The organism is Bradyrhizobium sp. USDA 3311 (assembly GCF_054062495.1).
Genome location: NZ_JBSSFI010000001.1, coordinates 1,160,518 through 1,179,359 on the forward strand (window position 1 = coordinate 1,160,518; position 18,842 = coordinate 1,179,359).

Here is an 18,842-nt window from a genome sequence, read left to right on the forward strand (position 1 = left end):
GACAGCGTCCCGTTAACCCGCCATGAAAAAATCATAAGCTTGCTTATAGTATCTCAAGCTTATAGGAGACCAAGCTCATGAGCCGCGGGCCCGTGGACCAGAACTTCCTGTTTACGCTCGCCGAGCTCTATCGCCTGCTGCGCGTCTATGCCGACAAGGAGGCGTCGCGCTTCGGCATCACCCGCGCGCAATGGGCGGTGCTGGCCAAGGTCGAGCGTAGCGAGGGCATGAAGCAGTCGGAGCTCGCCGAGCTCCTCGAGGTGCAGCCGATCACGCTGACGCGCCTGATCGACAAGCTCTGCGACAATGACTGGATCGAGCGCCGCAGCGACGCCTCGGACCGGCGCGTCAAGCGCCTCTACCTGAGGAAGGCCGGCCGGCAATTGCTCGGCAAGATGAGCGGGCTCAGGTCCGAAATCACGGCCAACGCGCTCGACGGTATCAATCCGGCGGATGCCCATCGCCTCCTCACCCAACTCGAAGCAATCAAGGAAAACGTGCGTACCGCGATCCAGACATCCGGAGCGGAACAAGCACGTAAGGAGCAGCGCTATGGCTGATCAAGTCATCAAGTTCCAGCCCGAGCAGAAGATCGACAGCGGCAAGCCCACCAAGAAAGCCGGCACCGATCCCCGCCGCCGCATCGTCGCAGGCCTGCGGCGCTATCGCCGCTTCCTGCTGATGGTCGTGCTGCCGATCGTCGTCGCCATTGGCGGCTTGACCTTCTATCTGAATGGCGGCCGCTATGTCGGTACCGATGACGCCTATGTCGGCGCGCAGAAGGTGCTGGTGACGCCCGACATCTCCGGCAAGATCGAGAAGGTCGTCGTGAGGGAAGGTCAGCTCGTCAAGCAGGGCGATGAGCTGTTCGAGATCGATCCCGTGCCGTTCCGCCTCGCGGTGGACGAGGCCAGGGCGCAGCTCGCGCAGGCGCAGTCGACCTACGACAATCTCCGCGCCAACATCAAGATCTACGGCGACATGCTGAGCCTCGCCCAGCAGGGCGTCGACCTCAAGCAGCGCGACGTCGAGCGCAAGCAGGCGCTGGTCAAGAACAGCTACGGCTCGCAGCTCGACCTCGACAACGCCGCGAACGCGCTGGTCACGTCAGGCTCGATCGCGCAATACGTCAAGCAGCAGATCTCGGCGGCCAAGACGCAACTGCTCGGCGATACCGACCTGCCGCTGGAGAAATTCCCGCCCTACGCGCAGGCCAAGTCCAAGCTCGACAACGCCGAGCGCAATCTCGATCACGCCGTGGTGCGCGCGCCGATGGGCGGCGTCGCGACGCAGGTCGAGCAGATTCAGCTCGGCCGTTACGTCACGGCCGGCACGCCGGTGTTCTCCATCATCGACGTCGCCCATCCCTGGGTCGACGCCAATCCGAAGGAAAGCGACCTCACCTACGTCACCGAAGGCCAGCCTGTTACCCTCGAGGTCGACGCGTTCCCGAACCACGTGTTCAAGGGCAAGATCGGCTCGCTCTCGCCCGGTACCGGCGCGCAGTTCGCGATCCTGCCGCCGCAGAACGCCACCGGCAATTTCGTCAAGGTGGTGCAGCGCGTGCCGATCCGCATCTATTTCGACGAGACCGACAAATACGTGCGGAAGCTGAAGGCCGGCATGAGCGTCTACGCCACCATCGACACCGGCCATCGGCGCTCGCTCGCCGGCCTGTTCGGCCTGTCGGCGACCGCGGGCCAGGACAAGGACTGATCCGATGTCCGGCCCCAATGCCAGCCTGATGGTCCCCGGCCTGCGCCGGAACATGGTGACGATCTGCGCCATGACCGCGACCATCATGCAGGCGCTGGACACCACCATCGCCAATGTCGCCCTGCCCTACATGCAGGGCACGCTGTCGGCCTCGCAGGACCAGATCAACTGGGTCTTGACCTCCTACATCGTCGCCGCCGCGATCATGACGGCGCCGGTGGGCTGGATCGCCAACCGCTTCGGCCGCAAGCGCATCTTCATCATCTGCTCCGCCGGCTTCACCATGGCGTCGGTGCTGTGCGGCCTCGCGCAGGACATCAACCAGATGGTGCTGTTCCGCCTGCTGCAAGGCGTGTTCGGCGCGGCGCTGGTGCCGCTGTCGCAGTCGGTGATGCTCGACTATTACACGCTCCAGGAACGCGCCAAGGCGATGTCGATCTGGGGCATGGGCGTGATGATGGGCCCGATCATGGGTCCCTCGCTAGGGGCATGGCTCACCGAGACCTATTCCTGGCACTGGGTGTTCTTCGTCAATCTGCCGTTCGGCGCCATCACCGTGCTCGGGCTGATCATCTTCATGGACGAGACCAGGAAGGACATCAGCCTCAAATTCGACTGGTTCGGCTTCGCTGCGCTGGCGGTCGCGATCGGCTCGCTTCAGCTCGCGCTCGACCGCGGCGAGCAATTGGGCTGGCTCGAATCCAATGAGATCGTCGCGGAGTTCATCGTCTCCGCCGTCGCGTTCTACTTCTTCGTCGCGCACTCCTTCACGACCTCGACGCCGTTCATCCGCTTCGCGCTGTTCCAGGATCGCAATTTCGTCACCGGCTGCATGTTCATGGTCGTGATGGGGCTCGTGCTGTTCTCGACCATGGCGCTGGCCTCGCCCTACATGCAGAACGTGATCGGCTACCCCATCATCACCGCCGGCCTGCTGCTGGCGAGCCGCGGCTTCGGCACCTTCTTCGCCATGATGCTGGTCGGCCGCATGATGCGTTATTTCGAGGCACGCACGCTGATCATCTCCGGCCTGACGCTGACCGCGGGCTCGCTGTATCAAATGACCGGCTGGACCGACCTGACCCAGGTGCCGGAGATCGTGACCGTCAGCGTCATCCAGGGCTTTGGCTTCGGCCTGGTCTTCGTGCCGCTCTCGACCGTTGCGTTCCTGACGCTGTCGAACGAGCTGCGCACCGACGGCACCGCGATGCTGACCCTGATGCGCAACGTCGCGAGCTCGGTCGGCATTTCCGTCGTCATCGCCCAGCTGACGCAGGGCACGCGGCGGACCTATGCGATCCTGTCCGAGCACGTCAACCCGTTCAACCACGCGCTCCAGATGCCCAGCGTCAGCGGCATGATCAACCTATCCACCGACGCGGGCCGCGCCATGGCCGACAGGATGGTCAGCGTGCAGGCGCAGATCATCGCCTTCGCGCACGACTATATGCTGGTGATGGTCTTCATCCTCTGCACCATCCCGCTCGCCCTGTTGATCGGCTCGACCAAGGCCACGCTGCGCAGGCAGGCCGCGGGGCCGGAACATGCGGTGATGGAGTAAGGGGAGGGGCGTCACAAGCTCCGCCGTCGTCCTGGACAAGCGAAGCGCAGATCCAGGACCCATTACCCCAGGGAGGAGTTTGGCGAAGACTCGTGATTACCAGCTTCGCGCCACAACCTCGCCCTGGGGTAATGGGTCCTGGCTTTCGCCAGGACGACAGCAAGTATGTAGCGTCGCCTACCCCAACAACTCCTCACACCCCAGATCCTCGACCGCCATCATCACCCGCTCCAGATTGTTCCACCAGATCAGCGGCGGGATGTTGATGCTCCACTGCCAGACCGGCCCCGTGATGTGCCAGAGCACCGACAGACGATAGTCCTGATCGAGCGCGCCGCGCGTGTAGCCGCTGACGCCGTTGGCGACCAGCGTCTCGTGATAACGATTGAGCAGCGGCCGTTCGAGCGCCTGCCTGCGGTCCGGGTACCATTGCATCGCCATCATGTAGGCAAGGTCACTCGTCGGCACGTTGATGCGCCACTGGTCGAAATCGAAGATGCGCACGGTATCCGCGACGCCGGGGCGCGGCAGCATGAAATTCCAGATATGGGCATCGCCATGGGCAATGCTGATGTGACGCCGCGAATGATAGCGCTGGGATAGCCGAGCCGAGTGCTCGATCAGGCGGCGATAGAGGGTGCGGCGCTCTTCGCCGAGGCGATCACCGAGCAGATCGGCGAAGCGGTCGTAATGGCCGGCGAAGGTTTCCATGTGCTGCGCGCGGTCCTCGGCGCTCGCCCAGGTGCCGACGGTGTCGCCAAGACCGGGATGGTCCCACCATGCCGCATGCCAGCGCGCCAGTGTCGTGACGATCGCCATCGCCTGCTCACGCGACGGCGGCAGCGGCCACTTCGTTGCGATCTCATGGCTGTCGGTAAGGTCCTCGAGCAGCAGGTGCCAGGTGGGGCCGTCCTCGTCGAAATGCCCGTCAAAGCAGCGCGGCACCAGTCCCGGCGGCATCTTCGGCGCAAGCTGCGTGTAGAAGTCCACCTCGCGCCGGCCGCCATTGGCGAGGCTCTCGGCGAAAGCGGAATTGGGAGTCTTGAGGATCAGCGACTGCGGGGCGCCAGCGGACTCGCCGACATAGCGCAGCCCGAGCCTGACGATCTGTGACACGAGGGTGTCACGCTGATGCAGCACCTTCACCTCGCGCACCGCGCCCGCGTCAAGCACGCCGCCCCTGCGCAGCGCCGCCGTCAGTTGGGCGGACTCAACGACCGCCGGCAATTGTGGAGATGTCATAGCCACGATGCCCCTGTCCCGCGCCATACTGCACGATCACGCCCCCGGGCACCAGCGGCCGACGCGATGCCGGGCTCAAGCCGCGGCGGTCGAGTCGCGCACAGTCCGGACCACGACCGACCGCAGCTGTTCGAGATTGGACGCCATGCCGGCGATCGCCTGCCTGACCTCCGCGGCGCGCTCGTTCACGGAGGCGGCGTCGCGGCTGACATTGCCGATCTTGGCCGAGACCTCCTTCGCGGCGGACGCCGATTCGGAAATCGACCGCGCGATCTCCCGCGTCGCGGCGTCCTGCTGTTCCATCGCGGCAGCAACCGAGGACGCCACGCCGTCGATCTCGACGATGTGGCCCCCCATGGTCTCGACGGCATCGACCGCGGCCTGCGTCGAGGCCTGGATCTCGGCAATCAGCCGCCCGATCTCCTCCGTGGACTTGGCGGTCTGGTCGGACAGGGATTTCACTTCGGCGGCCACCACCGCAAAGCCGCGGCCGGCCTCGCCGGCGCGCGCCGCCTCGATCGTGGCGTTGAGCGCCAGCAGGTTGGTCTGGCCGGCGATGCCGCCGATGAGATCGGAGACCTCGGCAATCTTCTTCACCGATCCCGCCAGCGCTTGAATGGTCGAACGCGCCTGCTCACGGCCGGCAACGGCCGATCTGGTGACCGTGCTGGTCCGCGCGACCTGGCCCGCGATCTCGCGGATCGAAACACTCAGTTCTTCGGCCGCGGCCGAAACGGTCTGGGAACTGCCGAGGGCCTGGGTGGAGGCCGCGGCCACCGCCTGCGACTCCGAGGACAGCGATCGCGCGATCTCGGACAGGCTGGAGACGGCCCGCTCGACGCCCTGGCTCGCCGCGCTCGCGGTGTCGACCGAGCGCCCGGTCTCGCGCTCGACGGTCTCGGCCATCTGGTGCAGGGCGCCGCGCTTGGCGAGCGCGGCCTCCTGCTCCTTCTGCAACTGCTCCTCGCGCAGCCGCGAATTCTCGGCCGCCGCCTGCTTGAACACCACAAGCGCGCCCGCCATCGAGCCGACCTCGTCCTGGCGGTGTGCAAATGGAATGTCGGCGGCGAGATCGCCGGTCGCGAGCCTTTGCATCGTATCCGTCATGCGCACGATCGGGCGCACCACGCCGAGGGCAACGCCAAGCAGGCCTGCGGCAACGAAGGCCAGGACGGCGGCGGAGACGCCGAGGAGGATATAGAGCATGGTGCTGTCGCGCTCCGCGGCCAGCTTCTCCATGTCGGCGTTCTGCTTGTTGGCGCTCTCGACGATGCTGTCGATGACGGCGCGGTGGGCCGTGTAGGCGTCCTTGAGCTGCGCGTAGGCGCCTTCGGCAGCGGCGCTGTTCTTGGCCTTGAGGGCCGGCAGGAGCTGATCGGACAGGACTTTCCAGAACTTCTGCACCTCGGCATCGGACTTCGACACTAGCGCGTTCTTCAGATCGGCCGAGAGGCTGGAGGCGATCCAGAATGCCTTGCGCTCGTCGTAATCCTTGCGGAGCTGGACCAGGCGCTCGCCATGGGCCGCCAGCTGATCCGGCTCGCGCATGGCGAGGGTCGCTTCGAGATAGGCCTCGATGACATATTCCGGCGGCGGCAGGATGTCCGCGATGAGGTCGTTGCCCAGCTTGATGTCGGAATAGAGCGGACCGCCGACCTTGAGCTCGCGCAGGGCGTAGAGGCTGGTGGAAACGACCGCCGTGAAGCCGATGGCGAGAACGATCCCGAATGCAATGACCGCAGAAGAAAGCGAGAGACGAAATTTCATGGAACAATCCAATGCCGCTGGTCGAAATCCGAACGGACCCTAAACGATTGCGGTAAACACGGGATTGCTTCGCGCGGAAATTGTATTCCGCGGAGACCGGAAAATTACGGGAATTGGATGTCGAACGGTCGGTTTTCAGGCAGCGAGACCGACTCACGGCGCGAAGAGAAACGACTCGGGCCCGATGCGGAGCAGCAGCCGACTCGGTTGCGCTGGATGAGAAACGCGTGCTGGCTGTCGATATCGCCGGCACGCTTTGGCTTCAGACGTCGAAGAACACCGTCTCGTCGTCGCCCTGCAAACGCAGGTCGAGGCGATAGACCGCCTTCCCCGCCTCGCGCGTCGCGATCAGCGTGGCGCGGCGCTCAGTGGGCACCAGCGCCAGCACGGGGTCGGCGGCATTGCCGGCCTCGTCGCTGAAATAGATCCGGGTGTAGAGATGCCGCAGCATGCCGCGGCCGAACACCGCAAGGAGGATATGCGGCGCCTGCGGCTTGCCGTCGGGATCGGGCACCGCGCCCGGCTTGACGGTGTCGAAGGCGTAATTGCCGTCCTTGTCGGTGCCGCAGCGGGCGAAACCGCGGAAGCTGGCGTTCGGCAGCGCGCGCTTGTCCTGCGGATCGGAGAAGCGGCCTTGAGCATCCGCCTGCCAGATCTCCAGCATGGCATCGGGCACGGCGACGCCGTCACCGTCGAGCACGCGACCCTCGATGCGGACACGATCGCCCGTGACGTCGGGCGTCAGCGTCGAGTTGGTGAACGCGTCATTCCAGGCGTAGTCGCCGGTCGGCGTCAGGCCGTATTTGAAGAACGGACCGACGGTCTGCGATGGGGTGATCCCCTCGGGCTTCACAGAATCCTGCACGTTAGTGGTTCTCCATGGGCGTGGCGTTCTTGCCGCGCAGCACGATGTTGAAGCGGTAGCACAGCGCCCATTCGGGCTGGGTGTTCTCGAGATCGAACGACGAGACCATCCGCGCGCGCGCCTTCTCGTCCGGCACCGAATTGAAGATCGGATCGAACGGGAACAGCGGATCGGCCGGGAAGTACATCTGCGTCACCAGGCGCGTGACGAAGGAATGGCCGAACACCGAGAGATGGATGTGCGCGGGACGCCAGGCGTTGTGGTGATTGCCCCACGGATAGGCGCCGGGCTTGATGGTGACGAAGCGGTAGTAGCCGGAGGCATCGCTCTGGGTGCGGCCTGCGCCGGTGAAGTTCGGATCCAGCGGCGCCGGATGCTGGTCGCGGACATGGACGTAGCGGCCGCAGGAATTGGCCTGCCAGATCTCGACCAGCGAGTTCGGCACGCCGCGGCCGTCCTCGTCGAGCACATGGCCGTGCACGATGATGCGCTCGCCGATCGGCTCGCCGGTATGCTGCGTGGTGAGATCGTTGTCGCCCTCGCGCACGGTCTCGTGGCCGTAGACCGGGCCGGTCAATTCCGACAGCGTGTGGCGCATCGGGATCAAGGGCTTGTTCGGTGCGCGCTTGATCGAGCTCTTGTACTCGGGCGACAGCGGCAGCGGATGCGCCTTGTTGCTATCGACGGGATAGATGAATGTCATTGGCGAACTCCTCCCCCGGCCCATTTTGGTCCGGCCGGTCAACACTTCCGCCAATCATTATAGGATATAACTAATTGGGGGAAGCGGGTTTAGCAGCCTCTCTGCGCCGCAGCCGCGCCCTATTTGATCGGCGGACGCGGCAGCACGGCCTCGCCGGTCTCGAGCCGGTAGGTGTGGCCGAGCGAGTACCAGGGCGTCGCGACGTCGCGCGCGGTCGGATGCGGCGTATCGTGGCGCAGGAACTTGCCGATCAGCGCCTGCGTCACCCCGAACTGCACGTCGCTGTCGATATGCGGATCGGCGGGGTCGTAGACCTGCGAGATCAGCACCTTGAATCCGGGCTTGAAGATCAGCGCGTGCAGATGCGCGGGACGATAGGGATGCCGGCTCTGCGCCTTCAGCAGGCGGCCGACCACACCACTGGTCGGAATGGGATAGCCAACCATCATCACCGAACGGAAGGCGAAGCGCCCGTCCTGGTCGGTCGTGAACTTGCCGCGCAGGTTCATGTCCGCTTGCTCGGGGTCCTGGTTCTCGTAGAGACCGACCGGCGAGGCATGCCAGACATCGACCTCCGCCCCAGTGACGGGACGGCCATCCTTGTCCACGACGCGGCCGCTGACGAACAGCGGCGCACCCGGGGTCTCGGAGCGAACGATCGATCCGCCGTTCTCGACCCGCGGCGAGTTCAACCGCCAGAACGGTCCGAGCAGCGATTGGTCGGTTTCCGTATTGCCCTGATCGCCATTGTTGAGCAGGCACACCAGCGGCGAGACGCCGAGCGAGCCGGCCATCAGCACGACTTCGTTATGCGTATCGGTGGTCAGCTTGCCGAGCTCGGCCACGATCGCCGTGGCGTCGCGGAATTCCGCCTCGGTCAGGCGAACATCGCGGACGAAGGCGTGCAGGTGCTTGACCAGTGAGACCATGATCTGGCGAAGCCGCGGATCGGACGTCCGCTCCATCACCGCCAGTGCCGCGGCCGTGACGTCCTGCTCACGTTCGATGATCATGCTTGCCTCCCGGTCGCCCGTCATTCCGGGGCAGCCCGACAGGGCTGAACCCGGAATCTCGAGATCCCGGATTCCGCTCTAACGAGCGGCTCCGGGATGACGGGACGCGCAGCGTCCCGTCAGTTCAGCTTCTCGATCGCCACGGCAACGCCCTGGCCGACGCCGACGCACATGGTGGCGAGCGCGAGCTTGCCGCCGCGCTTCTCCATGCCGTGCACGGCGGTGAGCGCCAGGCGCGCGCCGCTCATGCCGAGGGGATGTCCGAGCGCGATGGCGCCGCCATGCGGATTGACGAAGTCGGCATCGTCGGCAACACCGAGTTGGCGCATGCAGGCGATGCCCTGCGAGGCGAAGGCCTCGTTGAGCTCGATCAGGTCGAAATCGCTGATCTTCTTGCCGAGCCGCTCCATCAGCTTGCGGGTCGCAGGCACGGGTCCAATGCCCATGATGCGCGGCGGCACGCCGGCCGAGGCGAGGCCGAGGATGCGGGCGCGCGGCGTCAGGCCATGCTTCTTCACGGCAGCTTCGGACGCCAGGATCATCGCAGCCGCGCCGTCGTTGACGCCGGATGCGTTGCCGGCGGTGACCGTGCCGGGATTGCGCACAATCGGCTTCAGCTTGGCGAGACCTTCCAGCGTGGTCTCGGGACGCGGATGCTCGTCCTTGTCCACCGTGATCGGACCGGTCTTGCCGCCGGGAATGCTGATCGGCGTGATTTCTTCGGCGAAATAGCCGGCCGCGATCGCGGCGCCTGCGCGCTGCTGCGAGCGGATGGCGAAGGCGTCCTGGTCGGCGCGCGAGACCTGGAATTCCTCGGCGACGTTCTCGCCGGTCTCCGGCATCGCATCGACGCCGTACTGCGCCTTCAGCAGCGGATTGATGAAGCGCCAGCCGATGGTGGTGTCGAAAATCTCGGCCGAGCGGGAGAAGGCCTCCTGCGCCTTGCCCATCACGAAGGGCGCGCGGGTCATGGATTCGACGCCGCCGGCAATGGCGAGCTCGATCTCGCCGGAGCGGATGGCGCGGCCGGCGGCACCGACTGCATCGAGGCCGGAGGCGCACAGGCGGTTCAGGGTCTGGCCGGGAACCGAGTCGGGGAGGCCTGCGAGCAGCAACGCCATGCGTGCGACGTTGCGGTTGTCCTCGCCGGCCTGGTTGGCGCAGCCGAAGAACACCTCGTCCACCTGCGCCCAATCGAGATTGGGGTGCTTGGCCATCAGCGCCTTGATCGGCGCGGCGGCGAGGTCGTCGGCACGCACCTTGGCGAGCGAGCCGCCGAAACGGCCGATCGGGGTCCGCACGGCATCGCAGATAAAGACGTCACGCATCGTTGTTCTCCCTGAATGCCGCGGTCCGGCCAAATTCTTCAATTCCGGCGGAGTTTTAGGAGGGCGCCCGCGGCAGGTCAATTGACGGTTTCGCGGGTGGTGTCATTCAAACCCCTCCGTCTTTCCGGGGCGCCCGGAGGGCGAGCCCGGAATCCATAACCACAAGCCGGAGTTATGGATTCCGGGCCTGCGCCTTTCGGCGCATCCCGGAATGACGACCGAAGATGAGGCGCGCTTATCCCGCCATACGGACAGCGTGGAAAACCTCCCTTCCCCGGCCAAACCGATAGGAGCGCGGGACGAAATTTTGTAGGTTGCGCCGCCCATGACGATGCAACAGCCGATACCCGTACCGCCGCCCGACGAAACGCCCGCGCCGCAGGCGGAAGCCGCCGCGCGCGTCACGCCGATGATGGAACAGTACCTGGAGATCAAGGCGGCCCATCCGGGCCTGCTGCTGTTCTACCGGATGGGCGATTTCTACGAGCTGTTTTTCGAGGACGCCGAGATCGCCTCCAGGACGCTCGGCATCGTGCTGACCAAGCGCGGCAAGCACCAGGGCGCGGACATCCCGATGTGCGGCGTGCCGGTCGAGCGCTCCGAGGATTATCTGCACCGCCTGATCTCGGCCGGCCACCGGGTCGCGGTCTGCGAGCAGACCGAGGATCCCGCCGCCGCGAAAGCGCGCGGCAACAAGAGCGTGGTGCGCCGCGGCGTGGTGCGGCTGGTCACGCCCGGCACGCTGACCGAGGACACGCTGCTCGATGCGCGCGCCAACAATTACCTGCTGGCGATCGCGCGCGCCCGCTCGTCCACCGGCGGCGACCGCTTCGGGCTCGCATGGATCGACATCTCGACCGCCGAATTCATGGTGACGGAATGCTCGGGCGGCGAGCTCGCCGCAACGCTGGCGCGGATCAATCCGAACGAGGCGATCGTCACCGACGCGCTCTACAATGACAACGAGCTCGGACAGACCTTGCGCGAATTGCCGGCGGTGACGCCGCTGACCCGCGACGTCTTCGACGGCGCCACCGCCGAGAAGCGGCTGTGCGACTACTTTGCCGTCGCGACCATGGACGGGCTGGCGCAGCTGACGCGTCTGGAAGCTACGGCTGCGGCCGCTGCCGTCACCTATGTCGACCGCACCCAGGTCGGCAGGCACCCGCCGCTGTCGCCGCCCGCGCGCGAAGCCTCGGGCGCGACCATGGCAATCGATCCGGCCACGCGCGCCAATCTCGAGCTGACGCGGACGCTCGCCGGCGAGCGCCGCGGCTCCCTGCTCGATGCGATCGACTGCACCGTGACCTCGGCGGGCTCGCGCCTGCTGGCGCAGCGGCTGGCGGCGCCGCTGACGGATGCGCCGGCGATCGCGCGGCGGCTCGACGCGGTCGGCGCCTTCGTTGCCGATTCGGCCGCGCGCGAAGACATCCGCAGCATCCTGCGCGGCGCGCCCGACATGTCGCGGGCGCTGGCCCGTCTCTCGGTCGGCCGCGGCGGACCGCGCGACCTCGCGGGCTTGCGCGACGGCATCATCGCCGCCGACCAGGTGCTGGCACGGCTCGGCGAACTCGACCAGCCGCCGCAGGAGATCGCGGCGGTGATGGCGGCCTTGACGCGACCATCGCGCGAGCTCGCGGCCGAGTTTGCGACAGCGCTCGACGAGCAACTGCCGCTGATCAAGCGCGACGGCGGCTTCGTGCGCCAGGGCTACGAGCCCGCGCTCGACGAAGCCCGGAACCTGCGCGACGCCTCGCGCCTCGTGGTGGCCTCGATGCAGGCCCGCTACGCCGACGACACCGGCGTCAAAGGCCTCAAGATCCGGCACAACAACGTGCTCGGCTATTTCGTCGAGGTCACCGCGCAGCATGGCGACAAGCTGATGTCGGCACCGCTCAACGCGACCTTCATCCATCGCCAGACGCTTGCGGGCCAGGTCCGCTTCACGACCTCCGAGCTCGGCGAGATCGAAGCCAAGATCGCCAATGCCGGCGACCGCGCGCTCGGCCTCGAGCTCGAGATCTTTGAGCGGCTCTGCGCCAAGGCGCTCGAGATCAGCGACGACCTGCGCGCCGCCGCGCAAGGCTTTGCGCTGCTCGATGTTGCGACTTCGCTGGCCAAGCTTGCAGTCGACGAGAACTATGTGCGGCCGGAAGTGGACTCCTCGCTCGGCTTCGCGATCGAAGCCGGCCGTCATCCCGTCGTCGAGCAGGCCCTGAAGCGCAACGGCGAGCCGTTCATTGCCAATGCCTGCGACCTGTCGCCGGCGCCCGCGCAAAAATCCGGACAGCTCTGGCTGCTGACCGGTCCCAACATGGCTGGTAAATCGACCTTCCTGCGCCAGAACGCGCTGATCGCACTGCTGGCGCAGATCGGCAGCTTCGTGCCGGCGACGCGCGCCCGCATTGGCATCATCGATCGCCTGTTCTCGCGCGTCGGCGCCGCCGACGATCTCGCGCGCGGCCGCTCCACCTTCATGGTGGAGATGGTCGAGACCGCGGCGATCCTGAACCAGGCCGGCGAGCGCGCGCTCGTGATCCTCGACGAGATCGGCCGCGGCACGGCAACCTTCGACGGCCTCTCGATCGCCTGGGCCGCGATCGAGCATCTGCACGAGAGCAACCGCTGCCGCACGCTGTTCGCGACGCATTATCACGAGCTGACCGCGCTCTCGGCCAAGCTGCCGCGGATGTTCAACGCCACCGTGCGCGTCAAGGAGTGGCAGGGCAATGTCGTGTTCCTGCACGAGGTGCTGCCGGGCTCGGCCGACCGCTCCTACGGCATCCAGGTGGCAAAACTCGCAGGCCTGCCGCCGGCCGTGATCACGCGCGCCAAATCCGTGCTGGCGAAACTCGAGGCGCAGGATCGCGGCCAGACCGCGCGGGCCCTCGCCGATGATCTGCCGTTGTTCGCCGTGCCCTCACGCGCCGCCGCGGAAGCCGCGCCGCCGAGCGAGGCGGAGCTGCTGATCGACGCGGTGAAGGCGCTGCACCCCGACGAGATGTCGCCGCGCGAGGCGCTCGACGCGCTGTATGCGTTGAAGGCCAAGCTGCCGAAGCAGTAACGGCGCCGTAGGGTGGGCAAAGCGTAGCGTGCCCACCATGCAACGACGAATTCGCGGATGGATGGTGGGCACGGCGCGCGAAGTGCGCGCGCCGTGCCCACCCTACGATACTGCCCTACGCCCGCGCCGCGATCGCCGCCGCTTCCGCCGCCGCGCGCTGCATGCTGGTCGACATCTCGTTCGTGACCGTGCTCTGCTCCTCGACTGCGGCGGCGGTCGATGTCACGTATTCGCTGACATTGTTGATCGCCTGCTTGATGGAGCCGAGCGCGCTGACGACGTCGCCGGAGATGCCGTTGAGGCTGCCGATCTCCTGGCCGATCTTGTCGGTCGCCTGCTTGGCCTGGTTGGCGAGGCTCTTCACCTCGGAGGCGACCACGGCAAAGCCGCGGCCGGCTTCGCCGGCGCGCGCGGATTCGATCGTGGCGTTGAGCGCGAGCAGGTTGATCTGCCCGGTGATGCTGTTGATCATCTCGACGATGCCGCTCATCGCCTGCGCGGCCTCGGTGAGGCGCTGCGCCTGGGCGTCGGCGGCGGCGACCTGATCCACCGCGCTCATCGCGGTTTCGCGCGACTTGGTCATCGCCTCGGAAATCTCCCGCACCGAGGCGTTGAGCTCCTCCGAACCCGCGGCGACCGATTCCATCATGCCGCGGACGCGCTCGTTGCCCATGCGGACGAGCACCTGCTTCGTGGTGTCGGTGGCATATTTCACGACCTTGAACGGCTTGCCGTTGAGATCGAGGATCGGGTTGTAGGAGGCCTGAATATAGACCTCCTTGCCGCCCTTGCCGATGCGCTTGTATTCCGCCGCCTGGTACTGGCCGCGGTTGAGCGCGGCCCAGAACTCGCGATAGGCCGCGCCGTCGCGCTCGGCAGGCTCGACGAACATGCTGTGATGATGGCCCTTGATCTCGGCGAGTGAATAGCCGAGCGTTCCGAGGAAGTTGGCATTGGCGGTGATGATGGTGCCGTCCATGTTGAACTCGATCACCGCCTGCGCCTTGTCGATCGCCGCGATCTGACCGGCGAGATCGGCGTTCTTCAGCTTCTCCGCGGTGATGTCGGTCGCGAACTTGGCGACGCCGAACGGCTTGCCGTTCTCGTCGAGCAGGGGATTGTAGGAGGCGAGGATCCAGACCTCGCGACCGCCCTTGCCGATGCGCTTGAACTCGCCGGCCTGGTATTCGCCGCGGTTGAGCGCGGCCCAGAATTCGCGATAGGCGCCGCCGTCACGCTCGGACTGAGCCACGAACAGGCTGTGGTGCTTGCCCTCGATCTCGGCCAGCGAATAGCCGAGCGCCTTGCAGAAATTCTCGTTGGCCGTGACGACGGTACCGTCGAGCTTGAACTCGATCACGGCCTGGGCGCGGCTGATGGCGGACACCTTGGAGGCTTCCGTCATGGCGCGGACCTTCTTGGCGGTGATGTCGGTCGCGATCTTCACGACCTTGACCGGCTTGCCGGCATTGTCGAGCACCGGATTGTAGGACGCCTCGATCCAGACCTCGCGGCCGCCCTTGGCAATTCGCTTGAATTCGGCGGCCTGCGGTTCGCCGCGGTTGAGCTGCGCCCAGAACGCCTTGTATTCGGCGCTGTCGCGCTGATCGGCCGGCACGAACATGGCGTGCTTCTTCCCCTTGATCTCGTCGAGGGAGTAGCCGAGCGCCTTCAGGAAGTTCTGGTTGGCCGTAAGAATCGTGCCATCCATCGCAAACTCGATCACGGCCTGCGACCGGCCGATGGCGGCGAGCTGTGCGTCTGCATCACTGCGGGAGTTGCGACCAAACATCAAAGAATCTCCATCTCGAAATAACACCGATCGGGACGTGCCCGTCGGAACCAGGGGGATGTGACCGCGCGGCAGCGATGCCGTATTCCAATCAGCGGTTCCCGCAGGTCCGATCGCTTGAATAGAGATCCGCCAAAATATACGCGGGCGGTGTCGGACGCGGGTATGCAAGTTGATTCGTACGGGAAAAGCTCGAACAAAGTTCTAATAGAAATGTCGGAAAGCAGCAGCCGGGGAAAATCACCGATGCACACGGCGCCCCGCGGCGGTCTCGGCCCGAATTTGAAATGACATTTGTCATTCAACGGCTTGCGGGACGCCGCGCTGATTGCTCGAATGAACTAGCCGCAGATATGTCTTCGACATCATTTCGCGTTCATCCGTAGTCTCACGGCTTCTGCCGAGCCTTGTGCATCGCGCGCCGGCCGATCCCCCACAGCGTCAGGTTCCAGGTGACGCAGGTGCCGAGCGCAAGACTCAAGCCGACGGCCAGGCCGAACTGCACCACCGCGACGTGCATGACGGCGACCGCCATTCCGAATCCGAGCAGACCCCAGGCGGAGTTGGCGAGCACGGCGGCGGTCGGCGGACCGCCGATGCGCGGATGCAGGATCACCATCATGCTGGAGAACACCACGGGATACAGCGCGATGATGCCGCTGATGCGGGGGCCGACCCAGCTGGAAGTCGAGACCACGATGGCGACGAGGGTCGCGACCAGCGCGGCCCGCATCGGGACGTCGTACCAGCGCCGCGTCACCAGCGGCATCTTCACGTGGCGATAGCCTGCGAGCAGCGGAATGCAGATGCCGAACGCGATCAGATTGGCGGCAAGCCCGGCGGTGAGCGACCAGTCGAACTGGCGGATGACCGAGGCCAGCCCGATCCACACCGCGACGGCGCTGCCGCAACTCACCGCGAGATTGTGCCGCTGCGACAGCACGACATAGGTGAGGCACATGAAGATGGTCGCCGCGTTCACCGGCAGGCTCGCCAGCGCGCCCTGCGCGATGAAGGCGGCGTCATGGTCGATCGCGAGGAAGACGTAGGACGGACCGGCCGAGACCGGCAGGGTCGCGATCAGCGCACCGATCACCGGACCCGAGCGTTCGGTGATGATCGAGGCCGTCACGACGAACGCCGCCGCGATCGCCATGCGCAGGAGCAGGAAGAGGATGAAGTGGAGCTCGGGGGACATTTTTTTGTTTGTCGTGCCGGACAAGCGAAGCGCAGATCCGGAAGGAAGGCATTCTGTCCGTCATTCCGGGGCGCGCGAAGCGCGAACCCGGAATCCATAGCCACAGGGCGTAGTGATTCGAGAGCTGGAGCTACGACCGTCCGAAATCACGACGGCCTGGGGTTATGGGTTCCCGCCTACGCGGGAACGACACCAATTGTAGAGCAGCGACTCTCGCGTCTCACATCCGCTGCATCGACACCGAAACCTTCGGGCCGTTCTTGATGGTCTGGTAGACCACGCAATAGCGCTCGGTGAGCTTGAGCAGCAGATCGAGCTTGTCCTGCGGCGCCGGCGTGTCGACCTCGAAGCGGAGGCGGATCTCGGCGAAGCCGACCGGCGTCTCCTTGTCGACGCCGAGCGTGCCGCGGAAATCGAGATCGCCCTCGGCATAGACGTCGCCGGTCTTGAGCGGCACCTCGATCGCGGTCGCAACCGATTTCAGCGTGACGCCGGCGCAAGCAACCAGCGCCTCAAGCAGCATGTCGCCGGAGCAGAGTTCGAGGCCGGAGCCGCCGGTGGCCGGATGCAGGCCGGCAAGCGCGATAGCGCGGCCGGTCTCGACCTTGCAGGCGATGCCGTCGCTGTCGGTCGAGCCCTTGGCCTTCAACGTGATCAGCGCGGTCTTGGGATCGGTCTTGTAGCGTTCCTTGATCGGGGCCTGCATCTGGCGCAGTTGGGCAGCGTCCATTTTCGTTCTCTCCCGGAAAAATCGCCCCTCGATGTACCGGCTTGAGGAGAAATTGTCACCACCACATGGCCTGACCGGGACCCTGGGTTGCGTCACGGTCGGGCACGCTGCGGTCGAGCGAACGGTCGAGTGACGTCAGCACACTTCGCTTGAAGTTCTCGAACAGCGGCGAATTGCGGTCGCGCGGCCGGCCCAGATTGATCTCGATCTGGTCGAACAGGCGGCCCGGCCGCGGCCGCATCACCAGCACGCGATCTGCCAGCACCACGGCCTCGTCGACGTCATGTGTGACGAGGATCAAGGTCGGGCGCGTGTCGGCCCAGAGATCGAGCAGATGATCCTGGAGATCCCTGCGGGTGAATGCGTCGAGCGCGGAGAACGGCTCGTCGAGCAAGAGCACCTCGGGCTGCGGCACCAGCGCGCGGGCGATCGCGACGCGCTGCGCCTGCCCGCCGGAGAGCTCGCGCGGCCAGGCCTGCGCCTTGTCGGCGAGCCCGACGCGCGCGAGCGCGCGCGCCACCTTCTCGCGCCGCTCGGCCGCGGGCAGATCGGCAAGGCCAAAGCCGATATTGTCGGCGACGCTGAGCCAGGGCAAAAGCCGCGGCTCCTGGAAGATGATGCCGATCTTGGCATGCGGCGAGGCGATCGCCTCGTCGTCCAGCGTCACCGTGCCTGAGCTGGCGCGATCGAGGCCGGCGATGGCGCGCAGCAATGTTGATTTGCCGCAGCCGGAGCCGCCGATGATGGCGACGATCTCGCCTTGGCGGATCGCGGCCGAGAAACGCGCCAGCGCCTCGACGCCGTTGGGATAGGTCTTGCTGACCCGGTCGAGCGCGAGCATCGCGTTACGCTCCCCTCGCGCGCCCGAACCCGTCCTGCCAGCGCAGGAAGGGCGCGGACCCGACCTCGATCAGCCAGTCCGTGAGCTTGCCGAGCATGGCGAAGATCACGATCGCGGCGAGGATCTGCGCGGGCTTGCCGAGCTGCTGGCCGTCGAGCAGGAGATAGCCGAGACCTTCGGACGCCCCGATCAATTCGGCCGCCACCACGAACATCCAGCCGAGACCGAGGCCGACGCGCAACGACACCACATAGGCCGGCAGCACCGCGGGCAAGAGGATGCGGCGGATCATCGCCGGGCCGGAGAGGCGGAAGGTGCGCCCGACCTCGACGATCTTGCGATCGACCGAGAGGATGGCACCCATCACGCCGAGATAGACCGGGAAGAACACGCCGACCGCGATCAGCGCGATCTTCGATGTCTCGAAGATACCGAGCCAGAGGATGAACAGCGGCACCCAGGCCAGCGAGGGTATCGCGCGCAGCGCCTGCACGGTCGGATCGAGCAGCCGGCGCGCCAGCGACCAATAGCCGGAAATCGCGCCGAGCAGCGTGCCGGCGACCACTCCGAACGCGAAGCCAAGGCCGACACGCCACAGCGTCGCGGCGATGTGACGGACCAGCTCGCCGGAGCGGGCGAGGTCAGTGATGGTGACAAAGACGCGCGAGGGCGGCGGCACCAGCCGGCCGTTGGACCAGCCGGACCACACCACGAGCTCCCAGCCGAGCGCGAGAGCGAGCGGCAACAGCACACCCAGCACCGGCCGCGCGTAACGCGCGATGCGCGACGGCGCGGCGGCGCCCTCGGCCGGTTCAGAGGATTGTTGCAAGGCAGGCGCGTCGGAGATCATGGTCGGTAGGAAGCGCGTCTGGTGAGGGAATGCAACAGTGTCGCCACACCCACGACCGTCGTCCCGGACAAGCGCGCCTCAAGCGCGCGCCGATCCGGGATCCATAACCACGGGGAGGAGTGGTTACGGGGATTCGGAGTGACCGCCTTCGGGCAACAACCACTCCCTGTGG

Annotated in this window: 15 protein-coding genes; 4 read left to right on the forward strand and 11 right to left on the reverse strand. The window is 66.1% G+C overall.

Translation table 11 applies throughout. From position 1 onward, the window contains the following. The first annotated feature begins 77 nt into the window (after positions 1 to 77). Genes ACVWW6_RS05580 through ACVWW6_RS05590 form a run of 3 tightly spaced genes read left to right on the forward strand, consistent with a single transcriptional unit; the run spans position 78 to position 3,277 of the window. Positions 78 to 560, forward strand: coding sequence for a MarR family winged helix-turn-helix transcriptional regulator (locus tag ACVWW6_RS05580; RefSeq protein ID WP_011083755.1), 483 nt, complete (start codon positions 78 to 80; stop codon positions 558 to 560). Next, the gene (locus ACVWW6_RS05585; RefSeq protein ID WP_028172618.1) at positions 553 to 1,716 is read left to right on the forward strand and encodes an HlyD family secretion protein; all 1,164 of its coding nucleotides are present in this window, start codon (positions 553 to 555) and stop codon (positions 1,714 to 1,716) included. The genes ACVWW6_RS05580 and ACVWW6_RS05585 overlap by 8 nt, the downstream gene beginning before the upstream one ends. Positions 1,717 to 1,720: 4 nt before the next feature. Beyond that, positions 1,721 to 3,277 carry an MDR family MFS transporter gene (locus ACVWW6_RS05590; protein ID WP_011083753.1) on the forward strand — a complete coding sequence of 519 codons (1,557 nt, stop codon included), beginning with the start codon at positions 1,721 to 1,723 and terminating at the stop codon, positions 3,275 to 3,277. Positions 3,278 to 3,454: 177 nt separating this feature from the next. Here the strand turns inward: ACVWW6_RS05590 and ACVWW6_RS05595 are convergent, their stop codons facing one another. From ACVWW6_RS05595 to pcaF, 6 genes are all read right to left on the reverse strand, one after another. Then, a complete protein-coding gene (locus ACVWW6_RS05595) occupies positions 3,455 to 4,546 on the reverse strand; it encodes a phosphotransferase (RefSeq protein WP_011083752.1) in 1,092 nt (363 codons plus the stop codon). Between the two features lie 48 nt (positions 4,547 to 4,594). Continuing rightward, positions 4,595 to 6,286, reverse strand: coding sequence for a methyl-accepting chemotaxis protein (locus tag ACVWW6_RS05600; RefSeq protein ID WP_011083751.1), 1,692 nt, complete (start codon positions 6,284 to 6,286; stop codon positions 4,595 to 4,597). Between the two features lie 262 nt (positions 6,287 to 6,548). Further along, positions 6,549 to 7,151 carry a protocatechuate 3,4-dioxygenase subunit alpha gene (pcaG, locus tag ACVWW6_RS05605; RefSeq protein ID WP_202633108.1) on the reverse strand — a complete coding sequence of 201 codons (603 nt, stop codon included), beginning with the start codon at positions 7,149 to 7,151 and terminating at the stop codon, positions 6,549 to 6,551. A gap of 1 nt (position 7,152) precedes the next feature. Further along, the gene (gene pcaH / locus ACVWW6_RS05610; RefSeq protein WP_028172614.1) at positions 7,153 to 7,854 is read right to left on the reverse strand and encodes a protocatechuate 3,4-dioxygenase subunit beta; all 702 of its coding nucleotides are present in this window, start codon (positions 7,852 to 7,854) and stop codon (positions 7,153 to 7,155) included. 119 nt (positions 7,855 to 7,973) lie between these two features. Then, a complete protein-coding gene (locus tag ACVWW6_RS05615) occupies positions 7,974 to 8,867 on the reverse strand; it encodes a dioxygenase family protein (protein ID WP_456680313.1) in 894 nt (297 codons plus the stop codon). 119 nt (positions 8,868 to 8,986) lie between these two features. Continuing rightward, a complete protein-coding gene (gene pcaF / locus ACVWW6_RS05620; RefSeq protein ID WP_011083747.1) occupies positions 8,987 to 10,195 on the reverse strand; it encodes a 3-oxoadipyl-CoA thiolase in 1,209 nt (402 codons plus the stop codon). A 325-nt stretch (positions 10,196 to 10,520) separates the two neighbouring features. Here pcaF and mutS point away from each other — a divergent pair, with 325 nt between their 5' ends. Continuing rightward, positions 10,521 to 13,259: a DNA mismatch repair protein MutS gene (mutS, locus tag ACVWW6_RS05625; RefSeq protein ID WP_456680314.1), complete on the forward strand. Its 2,739-nt coding sequence runs from the start codon at positions 10,521 to 10,523 to the stop codon at positions 13,257 to 13,259. Between the two features lie 115 nt (positions 13,260 to 13,374). On the opposite strand, the gene ACVWW6_RS05630 is transcribed toward mutS, so the two are convergent. The 5 genes from ACVWW6_RS05630 to ACVWW6_RS05650 all read right to left on the reverse strand — a co-directional run bounded on the left by ACVWW6_RS05630 (position 13,375) and on the right by ACVWW6_RS05650 (position 18,670). Continuing rightward, the gene (locus ACVWW6_RS05630; protein WP_271557196.1) at positions 13,375 to 15,051 is read right to left on the reverse strand and encodes a methyl-accepting chemotaxis protein; all 1,677 of its coding nucleotides are present in this window, start codon (positions 15,049 to 15,051) and stop codon (positions 13,375 to 13,377) included. 388 nt (positions 15,052 to 15,439) lie between these two features. Next, positions 15,440 to 16,249 carry a hypothetical protein gene (locus ACVWW6_RS05635; protein ID WP_456680315.1) on the reverse strand — a complete coding sequence of 270 codons (810 nt, stop codon included), beginning with the start codon at positions 16,247 to 16,249 and terminating at the stop codon, positions 15,440 to 15,442. A gap of 220 nt (positions 16,250 to 16,469) precedes the next feature. After that, positions 16,470 to 16,979 carry an OsmC family protein gene (locus ACVWW6_RS05640; protein WP_456680316.1) on the reverse strand — a complete coding sequence of 170 codons (510 nt, stop codon included), beginning with the start codon at positions 16,977 to 16,979 and terminating at the stop codon, positions 16,470 to 16,472. Between the two features lie 55 nt (positions 16,980 to 17,034). Continuing rightward, positions 17,035 to 17,820: an ABC transporter ATP-binding protein gene (locus ACVWW6_RS05645; RefSeq protein ID WP_028172608.1), complete on the reverse strand. Its 786-nt coding sequence runs from the start codon at positions 17,818 to 17,820 to the stop codon at positions 17,035 to 17,037. Between the two features lie 4 nt (positions 17,821 to 17,824). Continuing rightward, positions 17,825 to 18,670, reverse strand: a complete 846-nt coding sequence (locus tag ACVWW6_RS05650) for an ABC transporter permease (protein ID WP_456680317.1) — start codon at positions 18,668 to 18,670, stop codon at positions 17,825 to 17,827. Positions 18,671 to 18,842 lie beyond the last annotated feature (172 nt).

Bases quoted from the DNA above. Each gene is read 5' to 3' on its own strand.
- ACVWW6_RS05645 (WP_028172608.1), bottom strand. From the start codon at position 17,820: ATGCTCGCGCTCGACCGGGTCAGCAAGACCTATCCCAACGGCGTCGAG.
- ACVWW6_RS05630 (WP_271557196.1), bottom strand. From the start codon at position 15,051: ATGTTTGGTCGCAACTCCCGCAGTGATGCAGACGCACAGCTCGCCGCC.
- mutS (WP_456680314.1), top strand. From the start codon at position 10,521: ATGACGATGCAACAGCCGATACCCGTACCGCCGCCCGACGAAACGCCC.
- ACVWW6_RS05585 (WP_028172618.1), top strand. From the start codon at position 553: ATGGCTGATCAAGTCATCAAGTTCCAGCCCGAGCAGAAGATCGACAGC.
- pcaF (WP_011083747.1), bottom strand. From the start codon at position 10,195: ATGCGTGACGTCTTTATCTGCGATGCCGTGCGGACCCCGATCGGCCGT.
- ACVWW6_RS05615 (WP_456680313.1), bottom strand. From the start codon at position 8,867: ATGATCATCGAACGTGAGCAGGACGTCACGGCCGCGGCACTGGCGGTG.
- ACVWW6_RS05580 (WP_011083755.1), top strand. From the start codon at position 78: ATGAGCCGCGGGCCCGTGGACCAGAACTTCCTGTTTACGCTCGCCGAG.
- ACVWW6_RS05600 (WP_011083751.1), bottom strand. From the start codon at position 6,286: ATGAAATTTCGTCTCTCGCTTTCTTCTGCGGTCATTGCATTCGGGATC.
- ACVWW6_RS05650 (WP_456680317.1), bottom strand. From the start codon at position 18,670: ATGATCTCCGACGCGCCTGCCTTGCAACAATCCTCTGAACCGGCCGAG.
- ACVWW6_RS05590 (WP_011083753.1), top strand. From the start codon at position 1,721: ATGTCCGGCCCCAATGCCAGCCTGATGGTCCCCGGCCTGCGCCGGAAC.
- ACVWW6_RS05595 (WP_011083752.1), bottom strand. From the start codon at position 4,546: ATGGCGCGGGACAGGGGCATCGTGGCTATGACATCTCCACAATTGCCG.
- ACVWW6_RS05635 (WP_456680315.1), bottom strand. From the start codon at position 16,249: ATGTCCCCCGAGCTCCACTTCATCCTCTTCCTGCTCCTGCGCATGGCG.
- ACVWW6_RS05640 (WP_456680316.1), bottom strand. From the start codon at position 16,979: ATGGACGCTGCCCAACTGCGCCAGATGCAGGCCCCGATCAAGGAACGC.
- pcaH (WP_028172614.1), bottom strand. From the start codon at position 7,854: ATGACATTCATCTATCCCGTCGATAGCAACAAGGCGCATCCGCTGCCG.